The 19432-nt window shown below is 36.2% G+C and carries 18 protein-coding genes and 1 riboswitch; of the genes, 4 read left to right on the forward strand and 14 right to left on the reverse strand.

Going from position 1 to position 19432, the window contains the following annotated elements; all coding sequences use genetic code 11:
* Positions 1-19: 19 nt before the first annotated feature.
* From ACUN26_RS23425 to ACUN26_RS23440, 4 genes are read right to left on the reverse strand one after another with little or no spacing between them, the layout of a single operon-like run.
* Positions 20-1012 carry an ABC transporter permease subunit gene (locus ACUN26_RS23425; protein ID WP_001206471.1) on the reverse strand — a complete coding sequence of 331 codons (993 nt, stop codon included), beginning with the start codon at positions 1010-1012 and terminating at the stop codon, positions 20-22.
* The gene (locus ACUN26_RS23430) at positions 1005-1922 is read right to left on the reverse strand and encodes an ABC transporter ATP-binding protein (protein ID WP_000207703.1); all 918 of its coding nucleotides are present in this window, start codon (positions 1920-1922) and stop codon (positions 1005-1007) included. The genes ACUN26_RS23425 and ACUN26_RS23430 overlap by 8 nt, the downstream gene beginning before the upstream one ends.
* A complete protein-coding gene (locus ACUN26_RS23435; RefSeq protein WP_002092964.1) occupies positions 1919-2800 on the reverse strand; it encodes an SGNH/GDSL hydrolase family protein in 882 nt (293 codons plus the stop codon). Before ACUN26_RS23435 ends, ACUN26_RS23430 begins: the two co-directional genes overlap by 4 nt.
* Before the next feature lie 10 nt (positions 2801-2810).
* Positions 2811-3788 carry a LacI family DNA-binding transcriptional regulator gene (locus ACUN26_RS23440; RefSeq protein ID WP_000181952.1) on the reverse strand — a complete coding sequence of 326 codons (978 nt, stop codon included), beginning with the start codon at positions 3786-3788 and terminating at the stop codon, positions 2811-2813.
* Positions 3789-3886: 98 nt separating this feature from the next.
* On the opposite strand from ACUN26_RS23440, the gene ACUN26_RS23445 reads away from it, so the two are divergent.
* Positions 3887-4513 (forward strand): YczE/YyaS/YitT family protein, encoded by a 627-nt coding sequence (locus ACUN26_RS23445; protein ID WP_000943407.1) that lies wholly within the window; start codon positions 3887-3889, stop codon positions 4511-4513.
* A gap of 170 nt (positions 4514-4683) precedes the next feature.
* Here the strand turns inward: ACUN26_RS23445 and ACUN26_RS23450 are convergent, their stop codons facing one another.
* The 3 genes from ACUN26_RS23450 to ACUN26_RS23460 all read right to left on the reverse strand — a co-directional run bounded on the left by ACUN26_RS23450 (position 4684) and on the right by ACUN26_RS23460 (position 8308).
* Positions 4684-5979 (reverse strand): homoserine dehydrogenase, encoded by a 1296-nt coding sequence (locus tag ACUN26_RS23450; RefSeq protein ID WP_000659113.1) that lies wholly within the window; start codon positions 5977-5979, stop codon positions 4684-4686.
* Between the two features lie 141 nt (positions 5980-6120).
* Positions 6121-7026 carry a homoserine O-acetyltransferase MetA gene (gene metA / locus ACUN26_RS23455; protein WP_001121528.1) on the reverse strand — a complete coding sequence of 302 codons (906 nt, stop codon included), beginning with the start codon at positions 7024-7026 and terminating at the stop codon, positions 6121-6123.
* Complete coding sequence (locus ACUN26_RS23460) at positions 7010-8308, reverse strand: bifunctional O-acetylhomoserine aminocarboxypropyltransferase/cysteine synthase (RefSeq protein ID WP_000504770.1); 1299 nt, start codon at positions 8306-8308, stop codon at positions 7010-7012. Before ACUN26_RS23460 ends, metA begins: the two co-directional genes overlap by 17 nt.
* Before the next feature lie 92 nt (positions 8309-8400).
* Positions 8401-8505, reverse strand: a riboswitch (SAM riboswitch).
* A 311-nt stretch (positions 8506-8816) separates the two neighbouring features.
* Between ACUN26_RS23460 and ACUN26_RS23465 the strand changes: the two genes are divergently transcribed.
* Positions 8817-10046, forward strand: coding sequence for a chloride channel protein (locus ACUN26_RS23465; RefSeq protein WP_000185593.1), 1230 nt, complete (start codon positions 8817-8819; stop codon positions 10044-10046).
* Positions 10047-10243: 197 nt separating this feature from the next.
* On the opposite strand, the gene ACUN26_RS23470 is transcribed toward ACUN26_RS23465, so the two are convergent.
* A complete protein-coding gene (locus tag ACUN26_RS23470) occupies positions 10244-10939 on the reverse strand; it encodes a YjjG family noncanonical pyrimidine nucleotidase (RefSeq protein WP_000760212.1) in 696 nt (231 codons plus the stop codon).
* Positions 10940-11045: 106 nt separating this feature from the next.
* Here ACUN26_RS23470 and ACUN26_RS23475 point away from each other — a divergent pair, with 106 nt between their 5' ends.
* Positions 11046-11717 carry a transcriptional regulator YeiL gene (locus ACUN26_RS23475; protein ID WP_000868705.1) on the forward strand — a complete coding sequence of 224 codons (672 nt, stop codon included), beginning with the start codon at positions 11046-11048 and terminating at the stop codon, positions 11715-11717.
* Between the two features lie 59 nt (positions 11718-11776).
* Here the strand turns inward: ACUN26_RS23475 and ACUN26_RS23480 are convergent, their stop codons facing one another.
* From ACUN26_RS23480 to ACUN26_RS23490, 3 genes are all read right to left on the reverse strand, one after another.
* Positions 11777-12403 (reverse strand): FMN-dependent NADH-azoreductase, encoded by a 627-nt coding sequence (locus ACUN26_RS23480; protein WP_000246726.1) that lies wholly within the window; start codon positions 12401-12403, stop codon positions 11777-11779.
* Positions 12404-12594: 191 nt separating this feature from the next.
* Positions 12595-13242 carry a response regulator gene (locus ACUN26_RS23485; protein WP_000695810.1) on the reverse strand — a complete coding sequence of 216 codons (648 nt, stop codon included), beginning with the start codon at positions 13240-13242 and terminating at the stop codon, positions 12595-12597.
* Between the two features lie 20 nt (positions 13243-13262).
* Positions 13263-14834, reverse strand: a complete 1572-nt coding sequence (locus ACUN26_RS23490) for a GAF domain-containing sensor histidine kinase (RefSeq protein ID WP_000488134.1) — start codon at positions 14832-14834, stop codon at positions 13263-13265.
* Between the two features lie 134 nt (positions 14835-14968).
* Here ACUN26_RS23490 and pdxK point away from each other — a divergent pair, with 134 nt between their 5' ends.
* Entirely contained in the window at positions 14969-15793 is an 825-nt protein-coding gene (gene pdxK / locus ACUN26_RS23495; RefSeq protein ID WP_000174247.1) for a pyridoxine/pyridoxal/pyridoxamine kinase, read from the forward strand.
* A gap of 88 nt (positions 15794-15881) precedes the next feature.
* Here the strand turns inward: pdxK and ACUN26_RS23500 are convergent, their stop codons facing one another.
* The 3 genes from ACUN26_RS23500 to cstA form a co-directional block, all read right to left on the reverse strand.
* Entirely contained in the window at positions 15882-16937 is a 1056-nt protein-coding gene (locus ACUN26_RS23500) for a diguanylate cyclase (protein WP_000942910.1), read from the reverse strand.
* A gap of 147 nt (positions 16938-17084) precedes the next feature.
* On the reverse strand, positions 17085-17288 hold the full coding sequence (locus tag ACUN26_RS23505; RefSeq protein ID WP_000914411.1) for a YbdD/YjiX family protein: 204 nt from the start codon (positions 17286-17288) through the stop codon (positions 17085-17087).
* Positions 17281-19356 carry a carbon starvation protein CstA gene (gene cstA, locus ACUN26_RS23510; RefSeq protein ID WP_000854304.1) on the reverse strand — a complete coding sequence of 692 codons (2076 nt, stop codon included), beginning with the start codon at positions 19354-19356 and terminating at the stop codon, positions 17281-17283. The genes ACUN26_RS23505 and cstA overlap by 8 nt, the downstream gene beginning before the upstream one ends.
* Positions 19357-19432: the final 76 nt, after the last annotated feature.

The following is a 19432-nucleotide window of genomic DNA, read 5'->3' on the forward strand; positions in this document are numbered from 1 at the left end:
ACTGTCACTTCCTGTCTAATTAATTCAACATATCCTGTTTTGTAAATACTATGAACGAAATAATAAGGGAAACAACTGCCCAAACAGTTAAATTCATCAAAGAAAATCCCATCGATAAACCTTGTAATGCAGGTAATTTTCCTGATAAATAATCCGTTAATGATAGGTTCACACTAAAAATATATTTTGCGCCTTCCCAAGACGTTGCAAATGAACTTAAAATACCACCTGCAATTAATGCAGCTAACATAACACCCATACCAGCTGGTGTATTGCGAATTAAAACAGAAACCATAAACGATATAGTTCCGACAACGATAGCAACAAACCAAGCTAATCCGTACGCCATTAAAATATATTGCCACTGCGGAATAAGATGTACAAAATTCGTATTTAACGTTTCCTTATCAATGACAAATCCAGTTAAAACAGGTAAATTCCATCCCGAGTACCCAAATACAAGCCCTGATAATATGTAAGCAAACAAACCTACAAGAAACAGTATGAGCGAAATGAAAAATAACATCGTCACGTATTTACTAAGTAGTATTTTCCAGCGCCGAATCGGCCGCGTAAGTAACATCTTCATCGTCCCATCACTTCGTTCTCCCGAAACGATATCAATAGCGACAATCATCACGAGAAGCGGAATAAACAATGTAATTCCTTGTTCAATAAATGCTCTGACAAAAGTCGGTGCACCCGGTGCCATCGGGTTAATATCATGATCTAAATAATATTGTTGTTGCTCAACTCTTACTTTTAACCAATCACGCCATTCTTCTGGCAACCTAGAATTGTTCAACCGGTTCTGGGAATCAACAATTTGCTGTTGTAATGAAACTTTCCAATCCTTTGTACCGAGTCTTTTTTGTGTCGTTTCTATTTCACGATACTGCGCATACACAAAAAGCGGGATCAAGATTGCTAAAATAAGCATGACAACAAAAATACGTTTCTTACGGTAAATCTTTTCTGATTCATTTAAAACTAGATTCGCAAATTCACGCATGCTGCTCACCCCTTGTGAGTTCAATAAATAAATCTTCTAGCGTAAATACAAGCTCCTTAACGCTATGCACATCTATCTCATTTTCTACAAAGTGTTTATTCCAACTACTTATAGATGCAATATCCATGCGGCATAGTAATCGCTCGCCTTCTACACTCACTTCTCTTACTTCCTCGGCCGCTTCTAGCATATCTTTCGCCTTAGAAATTGGTGTAACAATCCATTCTACACGATCACTTGCTGTTTTAATTAACTCTTCAACCTTGGCAACTGTTATCATTTTTCCTTTATGAATAATTGCAACACGATCACATATCATTTGTACTTCACTTAGCAAGTGACTTGAAATAAACACGCTCATATTTTCTTCTTTCACAAGCGTATGTATAAATTCTCTAAGTTCTCTAATCCCGGCTGGATCTAAACCATTCGTTGGCTCATCTAATATGAGCAACTTCGGATTCCCAAGGAGCGCCTGCGCAATTCCAAGGCGCTGTTTCATACCGAGTGAGTACGTTTTTACCTTGTCATGAATTCTTTCATCCAAATGAACCATTTGAGCAATTTCAATAATACGTTCATCTGATATATCACCTAACATACGAGCAAATTGCTTTAAATTTTCCCATCCTGTTAAATATGTATACAGTTCTGGGTTTTCAACGATACTCCCAATTTGACGCATCGCTTCTCTGAAATTTTCCTTAATTGAATAACCACCGATAGAAATCGTACCTTCTGTCGCCTTAATCAATCCGACTAACATTCGAATGGTAGTCGTCTTTCCAGCACCATTCGGTCCTAGGAACCCGAACACTTCTCCTTGCTTTACATCAAAGGAAATATTCTCTACAAGAGTCTTCTTTCCAATTACCTTCTTCAAGTCTTGCACGGAAAGTATCGTCGTCATTTTACCCCTCCTTGTTCTAGTTTTAACTTACTCACAACATTTTGAACTAATCGTTCTGCCATATATGTGTACCCTACTTCATTCGGGTGAAAATGATCAGAGTATAATAAATCTTTTCCACGGTTTTGGAATAAATCAAATGTCGGTGTAATATATACATTTTTATCATTTAACGCTAACTTCTCTAAAGAAGCGTTCCAATCCACAACAATGTTTGAAGACCCTTTTAAATCTTCTACATCTTCAAAAGGATTATATAAACCTAGCCAAAAAATAGGGCTATCTGTATTTAACTTACGAATTTGTTCTATAATTTTCTTAGCTTCATTTTGGAACGTTTCCGTATCAGGACGGTATGTTTCTAAATCTATCTTTCCAAGCGATTCCCAGCCTGGAAATAAATCATTTCCGCCAATTGTTAAAACGATCACATCTGCTTGCTTAATTGAATATTGAGCACCGCTGCTTTCAATTTGTTTTAATAAATCAGGCATTTTCGCACCACTCACTGCCAAGTTAGTTAGTGCAACCTTTTGCTTATAATCTTTTTGTAAATCTTCTTTCATTCGTCCAATATAGCCAATGCCTTCTTTATCACCGACGCCGCGCGTTAACGAATCACCTAAACTAACGACTTGCAATGTTCCCGTTTTCTTTTTCTCTTTTGCTACTACATCCGTTTTCTTAATTAAACTTGAAGCTTTCGGATTTAATACATCATTTACACCTGAAACAAAGCCATATGCAAATAAACAAAAAGATGCAATTGTAATGAGTAGGATTACTTTTACTACTTTTGATCTCATGTCAAAACCCCTTTTAGCCCTCTTAGATTGTCCATAATTATACCAAACGAAATTTTGAAAAGCGATTTTCACACCTTCCCTATCACGTTGTTTCTCTATTTACTAACTTTGGTAATAACTCTATATGTTTCACATCTAATTTCTCTGCATTAATCTTTTCATATAATAATTCAAACGCTTTTATCCCGACATTTTTACTAGGATGGGAAATTGTTGTTATACCTAATATATCTGCTACCTCTTGATCGTCACATCCGATAATCGTCATATCTTCTGGAATTCGAATTCCTTGTTTTTTTGCTTCTGTTACCATTCCCGCTGCAATATGATTACAAGATACAAGAAACGCCGTCGGTTTTACAGACATACGAGCCCATTCTCTAATTACGTTACGTCCATCTTCCACCGTAAAACACTCTTCAAATTTCCAAGTCTCTAACGGTGTTACGGTACTCTGTTGAAGCGAATCTGCATACGCCTTTTTTCGTCTTTGGCTATTAATGCTATTACTTCTTCCAATGCAATATCCAATACGTGTATGACCGACATCTATTAAGCTTTTCATCCCATGCGAAAATACTTTGTAGTAATCAATATGCACACTTGAAATGCATTTCGAATCTATTTCTTCACACATAACAATCGGGCCGAATTTCGTATATTCTTCAAGTTTCTCCTTACTATTGGCACGGGAACATATAATAACCCCATCAAGCTTTTTCATTTTTAACATATGTAAAATTTCTAGTTCTCTTTCTTCGCTGTAATTTGTCTGGCAAAGCATCATATTATAATTATTCTTTGCCGTTTCTTTTGATATCCCCTCAATAATAGCACTATAATATTGATCATTTACGTGTGGCAATAAAACGCCAATTACATTCGTTTTTCCTTTCACTAAATGAATCGCGTTCACATTTTGCGTATAATTCAATTCCTCTATAATCGCTAAAATTTCTTTTCGTTTCTGTTCATTCACGTATGGATGATTATTTAGTACACGCGAAACGGTTGAAACCGATACCCCGGCAAGTTCAGCAATCTTTCTTATATTCGTCATCTCATTTTCCCCTTCCCCTCAAAAATTTTCACTTGACCTGGTAAGCTTTCCACAATATATCCTTTCCTAGCAAATACATTTAGAAAGGATATGCAACTATGCTTCGATTCAAATTAGAATATATATTTTTCATTGGCGGTTTACTCATTCTTGCCATCGGTATTAATATGATGACGACAATTACTTCCTTTGGACTTAGCCCTTACGATTCCTTCTTTATTGCACTATATCAAAATTTCGGGATAAGTATTGGTTTTTGGATTTTCATGATTAACTTTGCTTTTACACTTATCGTACTCTTTTGGAATAAAAAACAAATTACAATCGGCACAATTGTAACGATGATTCTTATTTCTCTTTTTGTTGACTGGATTGGTTCCATTACAATTATTATGGACGCTATCCGCTCTCTTCCAAAATATATAACACTTATTTGTGGAAATCTATTTGTCGGAGCTGGCATTGGCCTTTATGTCTCAACAAACCTTTGCGCAGCACCTCAAGAAGCTTTCGTTTTAACAGTTGCTGAGAAGAGAAAATGGACGTTTAGAAAAACAGAGATTTCATTGGCTTTTCTATTTTTAACATTAAGCTTCTTATTAGATGGACCCATCTATTTTGGAACAATTATCTTATCCTTTACAACAGGTTGGATCATTCAAGCATTTATTCAAATTGGTACGCAGATTTTAAATAAAAAAGAGCCTATTAAGCAAGCTGCTTAATAGGCTCTTTTTTATTTTATCCCGTTATTTGTGGGCAGTAAAACTTCCACCTCAAAGTCCAGCAAAGGCAAAGAAGTTAGGCGGGAGATAACTTCCCCTAAATGCCCGATTGGTGAAGACTAATGATCAACTTAGGATGGACACCCCGTTTCACTTTATGATAAGAGATACTACTTAGCATCCCCTTCAATTCGATAATTTGCTTTCACGCAATCAATTTCTTCATACCCTTGCAATGTATGTAGAATGTACTCGTAATCCGCAAGAGAAGCACGATGCGTTACAATTACAATTTCTGCTTTCCCTTTCTCTTCAAGCGGCATTTGAATAATTTTCTCAAAGCTAACTCCGCGCTCAGAGAACAATGAAGTAATTTTTGCAAATACACCAATTTCATCTTTTACATGCAGTCTTAAAAACTTTTTCACGACAATTTCGTCTGGCTCTTTTAATACTTTTTGATATTGCGGGACTACAGCACTATTTCCTGTTACCCCTAGTCTAATATTTTGCATCACAGCAACCAAATCCGAAACAACCGCTGTTGCTGTCGGTAAGCTTCCTGCTCCCGGCCCATAAAACATCGTTTCTCCTACCGCTTCACCGTACACATACACAGCATTATATTCATTTTGCACTGCCGCAAGAGGATGTGTATTGGGAAGTAAAGTCGGTTCAACTGTAACCTCTAATTTTTCGCCATCTCTCTTTGCAAGACCAATTAATTTAATTGTATAACCTAAGCTCTTACTATATTCAATATCTTCTTCTGTAATAGAAGTAATTCCTTTTACTTTCACATCTCCAAGCTCTACGTTTGTAGAGAAACCGAGAGTAGCTAAAATCGTCATTTTTCTTGCCGCGTCTAAACCTTCTACATCTGATGTTGGATCTGCTTCTGCAAATCCAAGTTGTTGGGCTTCTTTTAACACGTCGTTATATGCTCTCCCTTCATCTGACATTTTCGTCAAAATAAAATTTGTCGTTCCATTTACAATTCCCATTACTTTCGTAATAAGATCTGAAGAAAGTCCTTCTACGATGCTTCGCAAAATCGGGATTCCTCCAGCTACACTTGCTTCATAAAACAAATCAGCCTTATTATCCTTTGCTACTGCTAATAGTTCCGCTCCGTGTAACGCCATTAAATCTTTATTTGCAGTCACAACGTGCTTCCCACTTTGTAAAGCTTGTAAAATATATGCCTTTGCATCATCAATGCCACCCATCACTTCGATGACAACATCAATATTTGGATTATCTAAAATTTCATTTGCATTTTGTGTTAATAGAGTAGAAGGTACCTCTACCTCTCTCTCTTTCTCAATGTTTTGCACCAATACTTTCGTTACCTTCACTGGACAACCTACTTGGTGTATAAGTCGCTCTTGATGATCTGTAATAATACGAACTACACCGCTACCAACTGTTCCAAGACCTAATAGACCAACCTGAATTTCTTTCATAATACTGTCCACCCCTCAAAAATTGTGTTTAGATGAAATTATATGAGTAAAAAATATGAAAAACAATGTATTTTGAACATTCGGAAAAATAAAGAGTAATCCTTACAAAGAAAACGTTGCCACGTGTTACACAATCTTTTTTTACAATACATAAGGGGTTTCTTGATACACGTAATAATTCAACCAATTAGAGAATAATAAATTCCCATGACTCCTCCACCTAACAAGCGGCTTTTCATCTGGATTATTATGTTTAAAATAATTTTTTGGCACGTCAATATTTAACCCTTTGTCACGATCTCGTTCATATTCTTGTTTTAACGTCTCACAACTATATTCACTATGTCCGAGGGCGAAAACTTGCCTTCCTTCTTGCCCAATAACAAGGTGAACACCAGCTTCTTCAGAGTTTGCTAACAACGTTAATTCTTTCACCCCTCTAATATCACTCTCTCGTACTTCTGTATGACGGGAATGTGGGGCAAAAAACAACTCATCAAACCCCTGTAACAGTTTCACATGTTGCTCACAGACTTCATGTTCAAATACACCGAACATTTTTTCCTTAAGGGGATACTTCGGAACGCCGTAATGATGATACAAACCAGCCTGTGCCCCCCAGCAAATATGAAGCGTAGATGTTACATTCGTTTTTGAATACTCCATAATACGTTTAAGCTCTTCCCAATAATCTACTTCTTCAAAAGAAAGAGTTTCAACTGGTGCTCCTGTAATAATGAGTCCATCAAATTTTTCATTTTCAATATCACGAAACGTTTTATAAAAGCTTGTTAAATGGTCCTGCGCTACATTACGAGACAGATGTGATTCCATATGAAGCAAATGAACATCTAATTGCAATGGTGTATTTCCAATTAATCGAAGTAATTGTGCCTCTGTGTCTTGCTTCGTTGGCATTAAATTTAATATAGCAATTTTCAATGCCCGAATATCTTGTGTTTCTGCTCGTTCCTTCGTCATTACAAAAATATTTTCTTTTTGCAATACTTTACGAGCTGGTAAGTCTTTATCAATTATGATCGGCATGTTGTTTGCCTCCGACTAATGCCGCTTCTAAATCTGCAATAATATCAGAAACATCTTCTATACCAACCGATAAACGAATTAAATCAGATGTAACACCAGCTAAACGCTGATCTTCAGCACTTAATTGTCTATGCGTCGTACTAGCAGGATGTATAACACAAGTTCTTGCATCAGCTACATGCGTTACGAGAGTCGCTAGTTTTACATTTGCGATAAATTCTTTTGCTGCTTCTAATCCACCTTTAATACCGAAAGTTAAAACTCCACTAGCACCTTTTTTCAAATACTTTTGTGCTAACGAGTAATTTTCATTACTATCTAACCCCGGATAACTCACCCATTCAATACGTTCATGGTTAGCAAGCCACTTGGCAACTGCGAGAGCATTTTCGCTATGACGCTCCATTCGTAAATGCAGTGTTTCTAAGCCAATATTGCTAATATACGCATTGAATGGGCTCATACAATTTCCATAGTCTCTTAACAGCTGAACACGTGCTTTCACAATATAAGCTGCTGCCCCAAAGTTTTGAACATAGCTTACGCCGTGATAACTTGGATCTGGTTCAACAAGCTCAGGATATTTCCCTTTTGTCCAATCAAAATTTCCTCCATCAATTACAATGCCACCTAAAGAGCTTGCATGCCCATCAATATATTTCGTCGTAGAATGAACAATAATATTTGCTCCATGTTCGAACGCTTGGCATAAATAAGGAGTCGCTAATGTGTTATCAACGATAAAAGGTACTTCCAGCTCTTTGGCTGCATCTGAAAATTCTTTGAAATTTAAAACGTTCATTGCTGGATTTCCTAACGATTCTGCATAGATGAGTTTCGTCTTATCATTAGCAAGTGCCACAATTTCATCTGCTGCTAAATTTGGATTAAAGAACGTAACATCAATGCCAAGCTTACGTAAACTTACTCCAAATAAATTAAACGTCCCCCCGTAAACTGTTGAAGAACAAAGAAGATGATCTCCACTACTACAAATATTTAAAACTGCTAGCATAATGGCTGCCTGCCCAGAAGCTGTTGCAACCGCTCCTACACCGCCTTCTAAATCTGATAACTTCTGCTCGAATGCAGCTAGAGTAGGATTGCCAATACGCGTATATATATATCCTTCTGCCTCTAAATTAAATAGTGCTGCTAAATCATCCGACGTATCGTATTTATACGTTGTACTTTGATAAAGCGGCAAAACACGTGGTTCACCATTCTTTGGTGTATAGCCACCTTGCACACAAATCGTTCCTTTTCCCCATGATTCTCCCATCTCTCATTCTCCTTTCTTTTATACAAAATAAAAAACTGCCCCTTTCCTGAAAATAAGAAAGGAGCAGTTTAAAAACACGCTCTAAAGGCTCTTTCTTATCTCTCAGGATTATTACCTGCAGGATTTGGCACAATTCCGTTATACGGCTGTTGCCAAGGTTTCATCGGGCCTGTCCCTCCACCTTTTCTTGATAAGACTATGCAATTACCGTTGATTTTATAGCAATAATTTCCTAATGTCAATCGATTTTTCCGAATGTTCTAAAATAAATGTTAACAGTTTTATAGAAAGCAACAAAAGAAATATATTCCATTCTATTTCAAAAAAGACCTTTAAAAAACTCAAATCAATCTATAAAATTAAATAAGTAACTTAAACTATAAATTCAAAAAATCGCCCTACATATTGAATAAGCAATCCTCTCAAAAAGATACTATACATATTCAATCCATTTCACACTAACATCTGCAACCTTTTCCTACTAAGACTTGCATAACGGAGGTATAACATGACAAATACAAAAGACATGCATTATATAATCGTCTTATATGGCATTCTTCTAGGATCCATAGTAGGCGCTACAGTCTGGCTATTTTTAGTTACGATAAATATCGGAATCCATTTTATTTGGGGTTATTTACCTAGCGTTTTCTCTTCCCCCCCTTATTACACCCTTTGCGTAACCACAATCGGCGGGATTCTTGTTGGTTTATCACAAAAATACTTTGGTACATATCCACGTCTTATGCCAGAGGTTATGGATGAATATAAAAAAACAGGTAGGATTGAATACCGTTTTGTCCATCAAGCTACTTTAACTGCGATTATTGTCTTAATATTTGGGGCTAGTCTCGGTCCAGAAGCCGCACTTGTTGGAATTATTGGCGGACTTTGCACATGGGTTGGTGATCGCTTTAAATTTGCTTTAAAGGGAATGAATGAACTAACAGAGGTTGGAATTGGTGCTACTTTAAGTGTCATTTTTAATGCACCATTATTCGGTTACTTGGCCCCAAATGAAAATGAGAGTGAGCAAATTAACGAATTTTCTAAAAGAAAAAAAGCAATTGTATACTTAACTACTACTTTTGCAGGTTTTTCTGTTTATTTACTACTGAGTAAACTCGATAATCGAGGATCCTTTATTGTTGATTTTGGAGAAGGTTCACTTTCTTTCAATGAATGGATCGCATTTCTCCCGCTTGCTAGTATTGGTGCTATAATTGGTTTCTTTTATTTCAAATTAGAATTCATATTAGAGAAGTTAATTCATCCTTTTACAAAGTACAAAATTACACTTGGAATTATCGGTGGTATTTTATTAGGAATTGTAGGCACTTTTCTTCCGTACACATTATTTTCAGGGGAACATCAATTAAAAGAATTAGTTGTTGAATGGGGGCATTTATCCTTTTGGATACTACTTCTTTCAGGAGTTTTAAAGCTATGCATTACTGCCGTTTGTTTAAATACGGGGTGGCGTGGTGGACATATTTTCCCAATTATATTTTCAGGGTCAAGTATTGGATACGCTATAGCTTCTATTCTTCCTATAGATCCAGTAGCATCTGTGGCCATCGTAACGACAGCGATTTCGAGCTATGCGTTACGAAAGCCAATAGCTATAACTTTGCTATTACTTATGTTTTTCCCGCTTAATTTACTATTACCAATGCTCGGGGCAGCAGCGATTGGTAATGCATTTCCGCTTCCTAAACGGAACGAAACTACAAATTAATAAAGTGAAACTTTAATCAGTGGGGGTTTTGTTCATCCCCACTGATTATTAGCCTTCACCAATCGGGCGTTTACGGGCAGCCCGACCCCCACCTAACTTCTTTGCTTCCGCTGAATTTTGAGGTGTGGGTCTTACTGCCCGGCAAATAGCGGGATAAAAGTAGGCAGTAGGGACAAAAATTCCACTGCCTATTTTTGTTATACATGCCGCTTCAATAGAGCGTATAAATCTTCAAAACTATGCACTTCATATGTTGGCACAATCTCGCTATCATTTAATTTCTTTTCTGGATTAAACCAACAAGTATCAATTCCCGCTACATATCCACCTTTAATATCGGCGCTTAATGAATCCCCAATAATAAGCCCTTCTTCAGAAGCAAAGTTAGGAATCCGTTCAAAAACATACTCAAAATACTCTTTCATCGGCTTTTGAAAACCTGTATCTTCAGAAACAAAAATACCTTTAAACAATGAATGTAACCCTGCATTACGTAAACGTTTATCTTGCGTCTTAGAAACGCCGTTTGTCACTATATATAAATCATACTCATTTTGAATTTGATTTATAAATTCAAATGCACCTTGTATGAGTTGATTTCCTTCTTCTAAGTAGCTACGGTAATTATTTTCGAATAATATCCCATCTACTTCTTCCCCGTACTCTTTGAATAAAATGGAAAACCGTGTATTTACAACTTCATCGCGGTTGATTTCGCCTTTTTCAAAAACATCCCAAAGACCTTTATTAACTTTTTTATAACGCGCTTCAACCTCACTAGTTAGAGGAATCCCTTTCTCCTCAAAAAGCATACGTAATGCCACTTTCTCCGTCTTCTGGAAATCTAACAGTGTATCATCTACATCAAACAACAATGTTTTATATTTTTTCATAAACCCCTCACACTCTCTTTTCTACAAAAACAAATTTAAGTAAATCGTATCATTCTTTCTTGTAAAAATAATAGGCGATATCTCATACTAAATATGAGGTGAAAATATGAAAGTCAGCAAAAACAACGAAGAAATTTCTCATTACATGCAAACTTACAATCTCCACACTCTTTTTTCTTTTGATGTCTTACCGTATGCTGAGCTACATTCCTTTCAAAAGAAAGAAAAGATATGTACTGAAGGGGTTGATTTCCCTTATCTTTATTATTTAATTTCTGGGAAAGCAAAAATATATATGAGTCACAAAAACGGAAAGGTTTCATTAATTAACTTTATTCAAGCACCTTCGTTCATTGGAGAATTAGGATTAATTGGTGTAGAATCCTTTACTAAAGCAGTTGAGGTAATCGATGATTGTATTTGCTTAGCACTTCCTCTTAAAGATTGTCAGCATCTTTTATTGCAAGATGCTACCTTTTTACAGAAACTATGCAAATTCATTGGCGAAAAAACAATTGCCCGAACAGAAAGTTATGCAAAAAACAATAGTTATCCGTTCGAAAATCGATTAGCGGCGTTTATTCTATTAACAGAACAAAATAATTGCTATACCGAAAAACATACCGAAGCCTCAGAATACTTAAACGTCAGTTATCGTCACCTTTTATACGTATTAAACCAGTTTTGCCAGCAAAATTATTTAAAAAAAGAAGGCCGAACATATTATATACAAGATCGAAGTCAATTAGAAAAACTTGCTGATGAGTTAAAAATATAAAGAAACAGCATTAACGTTTATGTTAATGCTGTTTCTTTGAGTGGCGATTATAATTTCAATTAAAATTTGCTTGCTACTTTAGCTGCTTCTTCAAGACCCGCAGTAATGATTTCTTCTGCTTTATCTGGGAATTGGTTATGTCCTTCAATAACCACTGTTTCCATGTTTGTTGCACCGAAGAAGCCCATCATACTTGCTACATATTTAACGGCCATTTCTACTTCAGCCGCTGGACCTTCAGAATATACGCCACCGCGTGCGTTTAATAATGCGATTTTTTTATCTCCAATAAGTCCAACTGGACCTTCTGGTGTATATTTAAACGTTTTACCAGCACGGTTTAAATAATCAATATACGTGTGCAATACTGCTGGAATCGTTAAGTTCCATAATGGGAAACCGAAAACAACTTTATCAGCTTCTAAAAATTGATTTAAGTACTTATCAGCAACTGCTACTGCCTTTGCTTCCTCTTCCGTTAAATCAAATCCTTTACCTGCTTTGAATGTACCATTAATCATGTCTACGCCTACATATGGTAATTCTTCTTTATATAAATCAAGTTCTACTACTGTATCATTTGGATGTGCTTCTTTATAGTTTGCTAAAAATGCCTCATATAATTTCACACTAACTGCTTGTTCCGCTGGACGATTGTTTGCTTTTACGAATAAAACTGTTGCCATTATTTCTTCCTCCTAATACTCACTCTTACGTTGTTATATGTTTTTAAAAAAGGTATCCCTTGTAATTGTTGTTTTGTTGCTTACAAACATATTTTATCTTTATATCAAGACAATTTCGTCCTCACATAGACGTATTTTTCCATAAAAAAAGTCCACCTCCTAAAGGCGAACTAGGTCTTACGACTTTCGTCTTATACAATCCCATTTTTCACTGCATATAATGCTGCCTGCGTGCGATCAGATAAGTTTAATTTACTCAAAATACTACTTACATGTGCTTTAACCGTTTTTTCTGTAATAACTAAAACAGAGGCAATTTCTTTATTGCTCATCCCTTTTGCTAATAGTTGTAACACTTCGTTTTCTCTTGCTGTCAATACATCTACATGAACGAAATGTTCCTCTGCCCTCTCTTCTTGAGGCAATGTTTGAGAGATAAGGGTGCTCGCAATATCGGGATGTAATTGAATATTACCTTTATATGCGCTTCTAATAGCTTCAACAAGTTGATCCGGTTCTACATCTTTTAAAATATAACCACTTGCTCCTGCTTTTAATGCCGGTAAAACATGTGCCTGATCAGAAAAGCTAGTTAATACGATTACTTTCACATCTGGATATTCATTTTTTATACAAGCTGTCGCCTCAACGCCATCCATTTCAGGCATATATAAATCCATTAGTACAACATCAGGATTTGTTTCTCCTACTTTCACTAATGCTTCTTTCCCATTATTTGCTTCTCCAACTAACTCTAAATCTTCCTGTGTACTCAAGAAAAATGCTAACCCTTTTAAAACGACTGTATGATCATCAACTAACAATACTTTTATTTTCACAAACTTCCCTCATTTTCACATCATAATGGTACATTTACTTTTACGCTCGTTCGTTTCTTGCTACTTACAACTTTAATTGTTCCACTAACTAATTCTACTCTTTCACGCATCGTAGTCATACCGAGTGATTTTTTCTCTTTTATATCTTTTTCTACAAAGCCATTTCCTTGATCAACTATTTCTAATGATACATTTTTCTCAGTCACTGTAAAATAAACCGTCGCTTCTTTTACACCTGCATGCTTACTTACATTGTTTAACGCTTCTTGTCCAATGCGCCATAATGCCTCTTCTACCACACGAGGTAAGTCACGAACACCGGTAACTTGCTCCCTAATTTTCAATCCTAAGTTTTCACCGTACTGCTTTAGAGCAGGTAATAATCCTTTTTCTAATCCTGCCGGACGAAGCTGCCAAATTAATGTCCTCATTTCTTTTAATGCCCCTTGCGCTAGTTCACGCATGTCATGCAAAGATCGATCCACTTTTTCGTTTTGACCTTTTAAAACTGCCTCAGCACCTTTTGTCATAAAGGTTAATGAAAATAATTTCTGTGAAACAGAATCATGTAAATCTCTTGCTAATCGATTTCTTTCTTCCATTCGTACAAGTTCACGACGCTGCTCGTTTAATCTTAAATTCTCTATTATTAACGAAATATGATTCGATAGCGCTTGGATTACATCTATTGTATTCACATCAAATTCTCCATTATTTAAACTTACACATAAAACACCAAATACATGGCTTTGAATATGTATTGGCGTAGCAATAACAGCTCCATTTAGATGTACATTATGACCAATTTGACGTTTTAAAAGAACCGATTCACCTTTTACTAGCGCCTTCTTTGCCGCTTCTTTTACATCTTCTTGTAACTCTTCCTGACTAAAAGACGCTCGCAAAGATAATTCTTTTTCTTCTCTAATAAAAAACGCCACTTGATTCCATTGAAATACTTCACCTACGTGATTTACAACTTTTTCAGGTAATACATTAAACCTATGAATTGTTTTTAAATCTTGAATAAAACGTTCCAATTTCACATAATAATGTGCTCTTCGTTTTTCATTTTCATATAATTTCGTTCGTTTTAAAGCCGTCCCAATTTGGAAAGCAACGGATTGGAGCAATACTAATTCTTCTTCTGAAAAATGTGTTTTACCTGGACTCGCTACATTTAATAAGCCAAACTTTTCTCCTCCTGCTTTTAAAGGAACTGTAGCATGATGAAGAATTCCTTCTGTATCTCCCCAATTGTATTCAATTGCATTATTAATTCTTTTACATTCAATAATGTTAACAGCTCGTTCTAATTTCCCATCTACAAATCCACGTAAACACCAACATTCACCTTCACACATCGGGCGTTTGTTTTCATATGTCAGTGCCTCTGGTAACTGGTAATCGATCAACTTCGTATACTTCCCATTTTCATCCGCAAGAAAGATCCATCCTGTCGTCAAACCTGTTACACTTAGCAATTTTTCTAGCACCGCTTGCAATACATGATATGTATCATTTGATGTATTTAGTGTTTCTGCAATTTCTTTTAATATAACTAATTCATTTGTACGATTATCTCGAAACATGCTCAATCTCCTACATACAAGATTTTAAATCGCCTCTAAAGTAAATCATCTACTTTTCACTTTGTACTTATTCGTAACATTGATATAATGGTGAAAACATAGTTTTCATTATATCACTTGAGGGGGATTTCATAATGACATTAAATAAAGCACTTACTATCGCTGGTTCTGATACAAGTGGCGGTGCTGGTATACAAGCAGATTTAAAAACATTCCAAGAACTTGGCGTATATGGAATGACATCTCTTACGACGATCGTAACGATGGATCCACATAACGGTTGGGCACATAACGTATTCCCAATCCCAGCTTCTACATTAAAACCACAATTAGAAACAACAATTGAAGGTGTTGGCGTAGATGCTTTAAAAACGGGTATGCTTGGATCAGTAGAAATTATTGAAATGGTTGCAGAAACAATTGAAAAGCATAATTTCAAAAACGTAGTAGTTGATCCTGTTATGGTATGTAAAGGCGCAGATGAAGCATTACATCCTGAAACGAATGATTGCTTACGTGACGTTTTAGTTCCAAAAGCATTAGTTGTAACACCAAACTTATTTGAGGCTTACCAATTAAGCGGCGTGAAAATTAATTCTCTTGAGGACATGAAAGAAGCAGCGAAGAAAATCCACGCTTTAGGTGCTAAATACGTCCTAATTAAAGGCGGTAGTAAACTAGGTACAGAAACTGCAATCGACGTCCTATATGACGGAGAAATATTCGATCTTCTAGAATCAGAAAAAATTGATACTACCAACACACACGGCGCTGGTTGTACATATTCTGCTGCAATTACAGCAGAACTTGCAAAAGGAAAATCTGTGAAAGAAGCAGTAAAAACTGCTAAAGAATTTATCACAGCTGCTATTCGTTACTCATTCAAGATTAACGAATACGTAGGACCAACTCATCATGGTGCATATCGTAAATTCGTTGCACCGAAAGAGCTTGTCTAGCGTATAAATAAAAACACCCGCAGAGCTAATACGTTGGCTCTGTGGGTGTTTTTTTTAATAAACTTTACATCTTCTGGTCATCTTACCTTTAAGATGCAGAATTGACCTGATTTCTACCATTTCTTTTTGAGTAATATAATGCGTCATCAGCCGCTTGAATAAGCTGTTCCTGTGATCCTTTATACTCTGAAATCCCTACCGACACTGTGATTTTTATTTTCGTTCCATCTAACAATTGAAATGAATGTTTTTCAACAGCTATACGGATTTGTTCCCCAAGATGAATACCATAAGATAGTCCCCTCTGCGGTATCAAAAGTGCAAATTCCTCTCCACCCTTTCGAAAAACCAAATCCGGAAATGTTGAAATTCCTCTTAAAATACACCCTATTTGTTTTAACACTTCGTCTCCTGCAGGATGCCCATACGTATCATTTACATACTTAAAGTGATCAATATCTATAAGTAGTAAACAAAGTGAATCATTTTCCATGTGTTTATTACCAATATGATGATTCATCTCTAGATCAAACTGCCTTACGTTTCCTAAACCTGTCAATGCGTCTATCGTTGCGTATTGCTTCATCGTTTGAAATAGCTCATTGGATTGTAAAACATAGTTTGCACTTACGAATGTTATGTAGCCTGTAGTAATACTTGAAATTAAATACAGTACAACTACAGATATATCGTTAAATAATATATACATCGGTACTACTAAAATAGAAAGGCAGTATACGTGTAACCATATCAACTTTAACATAATGGAAATTTGCATTCTTGCAATAAAGATAACACCAATTCCACTTAATACAATTGTATAGCAAGCCAATTCAGAGGCTAAAGAGTACTCAGTAAAAACTATCCTTGTAATTAAAATCATAATAACTGTTATACTACTAGCTATCGGGCCTCCAACTATAATTGCTAAAATAACAGCTAGATAGCGTAGATCCAACATAATATCTTCAATATGTACACCAAAATGCATTAGTAATATACCTAATATTCCAGTAAAAATACCTACTACACATTTCTGCCAGAAAGAGAATCCTTCTTTTAACGGACTATCTCTTAAAAGCTGACCTCCAATAAAGATAAAGGAAAGAATGATTGTTGTGTTTACAAATAAATCCCTTAACATAAAATAATCTCCCTACTTTTTCGTCTATCCCTTTCCTTACTTTATTGTATACGAACTCCCTATAATTCCCAAAGCTTTTTATTTGTTTTTGCTGTTCCACGTGAAACAGCAAAAAATAAAAAAGGACGAAGATTCGTCCCTTTTTTATTAACAACAACGTGATATCTTGCCGCCTTTCGCATTAAATCTAGCTTCTTGCGCCTCAGCGAAAAATTGCTTCTGACATACAATCTCTTCTTCTGGATGATGCTTTTTCATATGCTCCACATATGCTTCATAACTTGGTACCCCTACAAGTAAACTAATAAACTGTTTCCTTTTACCCCATACTTGCCGTAGTTTTTTAAGCATAATTCCTCGACTCACTTTCATCCCTAGGAATATATGGTGCCTCTTTTAACGGCATCGGCTTATTTCTTAATACTTGAATCCAAATTCGAATTGCAGAAATTAATACGGCGATTACAACTATCATAAAAATCCCACAAAGTGCAGCATCGATATAATCATTGAAAATAATTTGTTTCATTTGAGCGACATTTTTAGCTGGAGCTAACACTTTCCCCTCATCTAATGCTCCCTGAAACACCTTTGCATGAGATAGAAATCCTATTTTTGGATTTTCATGAAATAGCTTTTGATAACCAGCTGTCATTGTTACAATTAACAATCCGACAGTCGGGATAAGTGTCACCCAAACATACACCTTTTTCCCCATTTTGAATAAAATTGTCGTCCCAAGTAATAATGCAATACCCGCTAACATTTGGTTTGCAATACCGAACAATGGCCATAATGTATTAATTCCACCAAGTGGATCTATTACTCCTTGGTATAAGAAATATCCCCAACCTAATACACATAACGTTGTAGCTATTACATTCGCTAATGTAGAATCTGTTTTCGCAAACGGCTTATATACATGTCCTAAAATATCTTGAATCATAAAGCGACCGACACGCGTTCCTGCATCAATCGTTGTTAAAATAAATAGTGCTTCAAAAAGAATGGCAAAATGATACCAAAATGCCATCATTGCGGTCCCACCTATTACTTGTGAGAAAATATATGCCATACCTATCGCTAACGTTGGTGCGCCACCTGTACGTGATAAAATCGTTTGTTCTCCAACGTTTACAGCAAGATCTTTTAATTCATTTGGTGTAATAGCAAATCCCCATGAAGAAATAACTTGGGCCGCCTGAGATACATCCGTACCGATAAGTGCTGCCGGACTGTTAATTGCAAAATAAGTTCCTGGTGTTAATACACAAGCCGCAATCATAGCCATCGCTGCTACAAACGACTCCATCAACATTGCTCCATAACCGATTGGCTGTGCATGCCCCTCTTGCTCAATCATTTTTGGCGTCGTACCAGATGAAACAAGCGCATGGAATCCAGACACCGCCCCACAGGCAATCGTAATAAATAAGAACGGGAATAAGTTACCTGAGAAAACAGGGCCTGTTCCATCGATAAATTTTGAAACTGCTGGCATTTGTAAATCTGGTGCTACAATTAAAATACCGATTGCCAATCCAACAATTGTCCCTACTTTTAAAAATGTACTTAAATAATCACGCGGTGCCAAAAGCATCCAAACTGGTAATGCCGATGCAATAAATCCATATACGATAAGCATAATAGCAATTGTTTCACCACTAAACGTAAACATACTTGCAAGCGTTGGGTTTTCAGCTACATACTGACCTCCAATAAGAGATAGAATAAGTAGAATAATACCAATTACCGATCCTTCACCAACCCGGCCAGGTCTAATGTAGCGCATGTATACTCCCATTAAAATAGCGATAGGAATCGTTGCCGCTATCGTAAACATTCCCCAAGGGCTTCCGATAAGTGCCTTTACTACAACTAATGCTAATACTGCTAATAAAATAATCATAATGCCTAAAATACCTATCATGGCAATGAGCCCAGTCACAGGGCCTATCTCATCTTTAATCATTTCACCTAACGATTTACCATTACGTCTCATCGAAGCAAATAAAATTACAAAATCTTGTACAGCTCCAGCGACCACTACCCCGACAATAATCCAAATTGTCCCTGGTAAATATCCCATCTGTGCTGCCAAAATAGGTCCTACTAAAGGCCCTGCCCCAGCAATTGCTGCAAAGTGATGCCCGAATAATACCCACTTATTTGTCGGCACATAATCTTTTCCATCATTCAATGTATGGGCTGGCGTTTGCCGATTATTATCTAAATCAAAAACCTTTCTCGCTATAAATCTACTATAAAATCGATAAGCAACTGCATACACACATACTGCAGCTACTAAGAGCCACACAGCATTAATAGTTTCACCTTGTGATAAAGCTATTACACCAAAAGCACCTGCTCCTACTGCCGTAATAACCCCCCAAAGTAAAATCGACTTCAACGTCTTCACATACAATCCCCCCAATACTACTTCTTAGTGGAGATTGTACTAAATTTTCTGAATATTTAAGTTGAATCCTCCTTAT

Source organism: Bacillus sp. WC2503 (genome assembly GCF_052682895.1).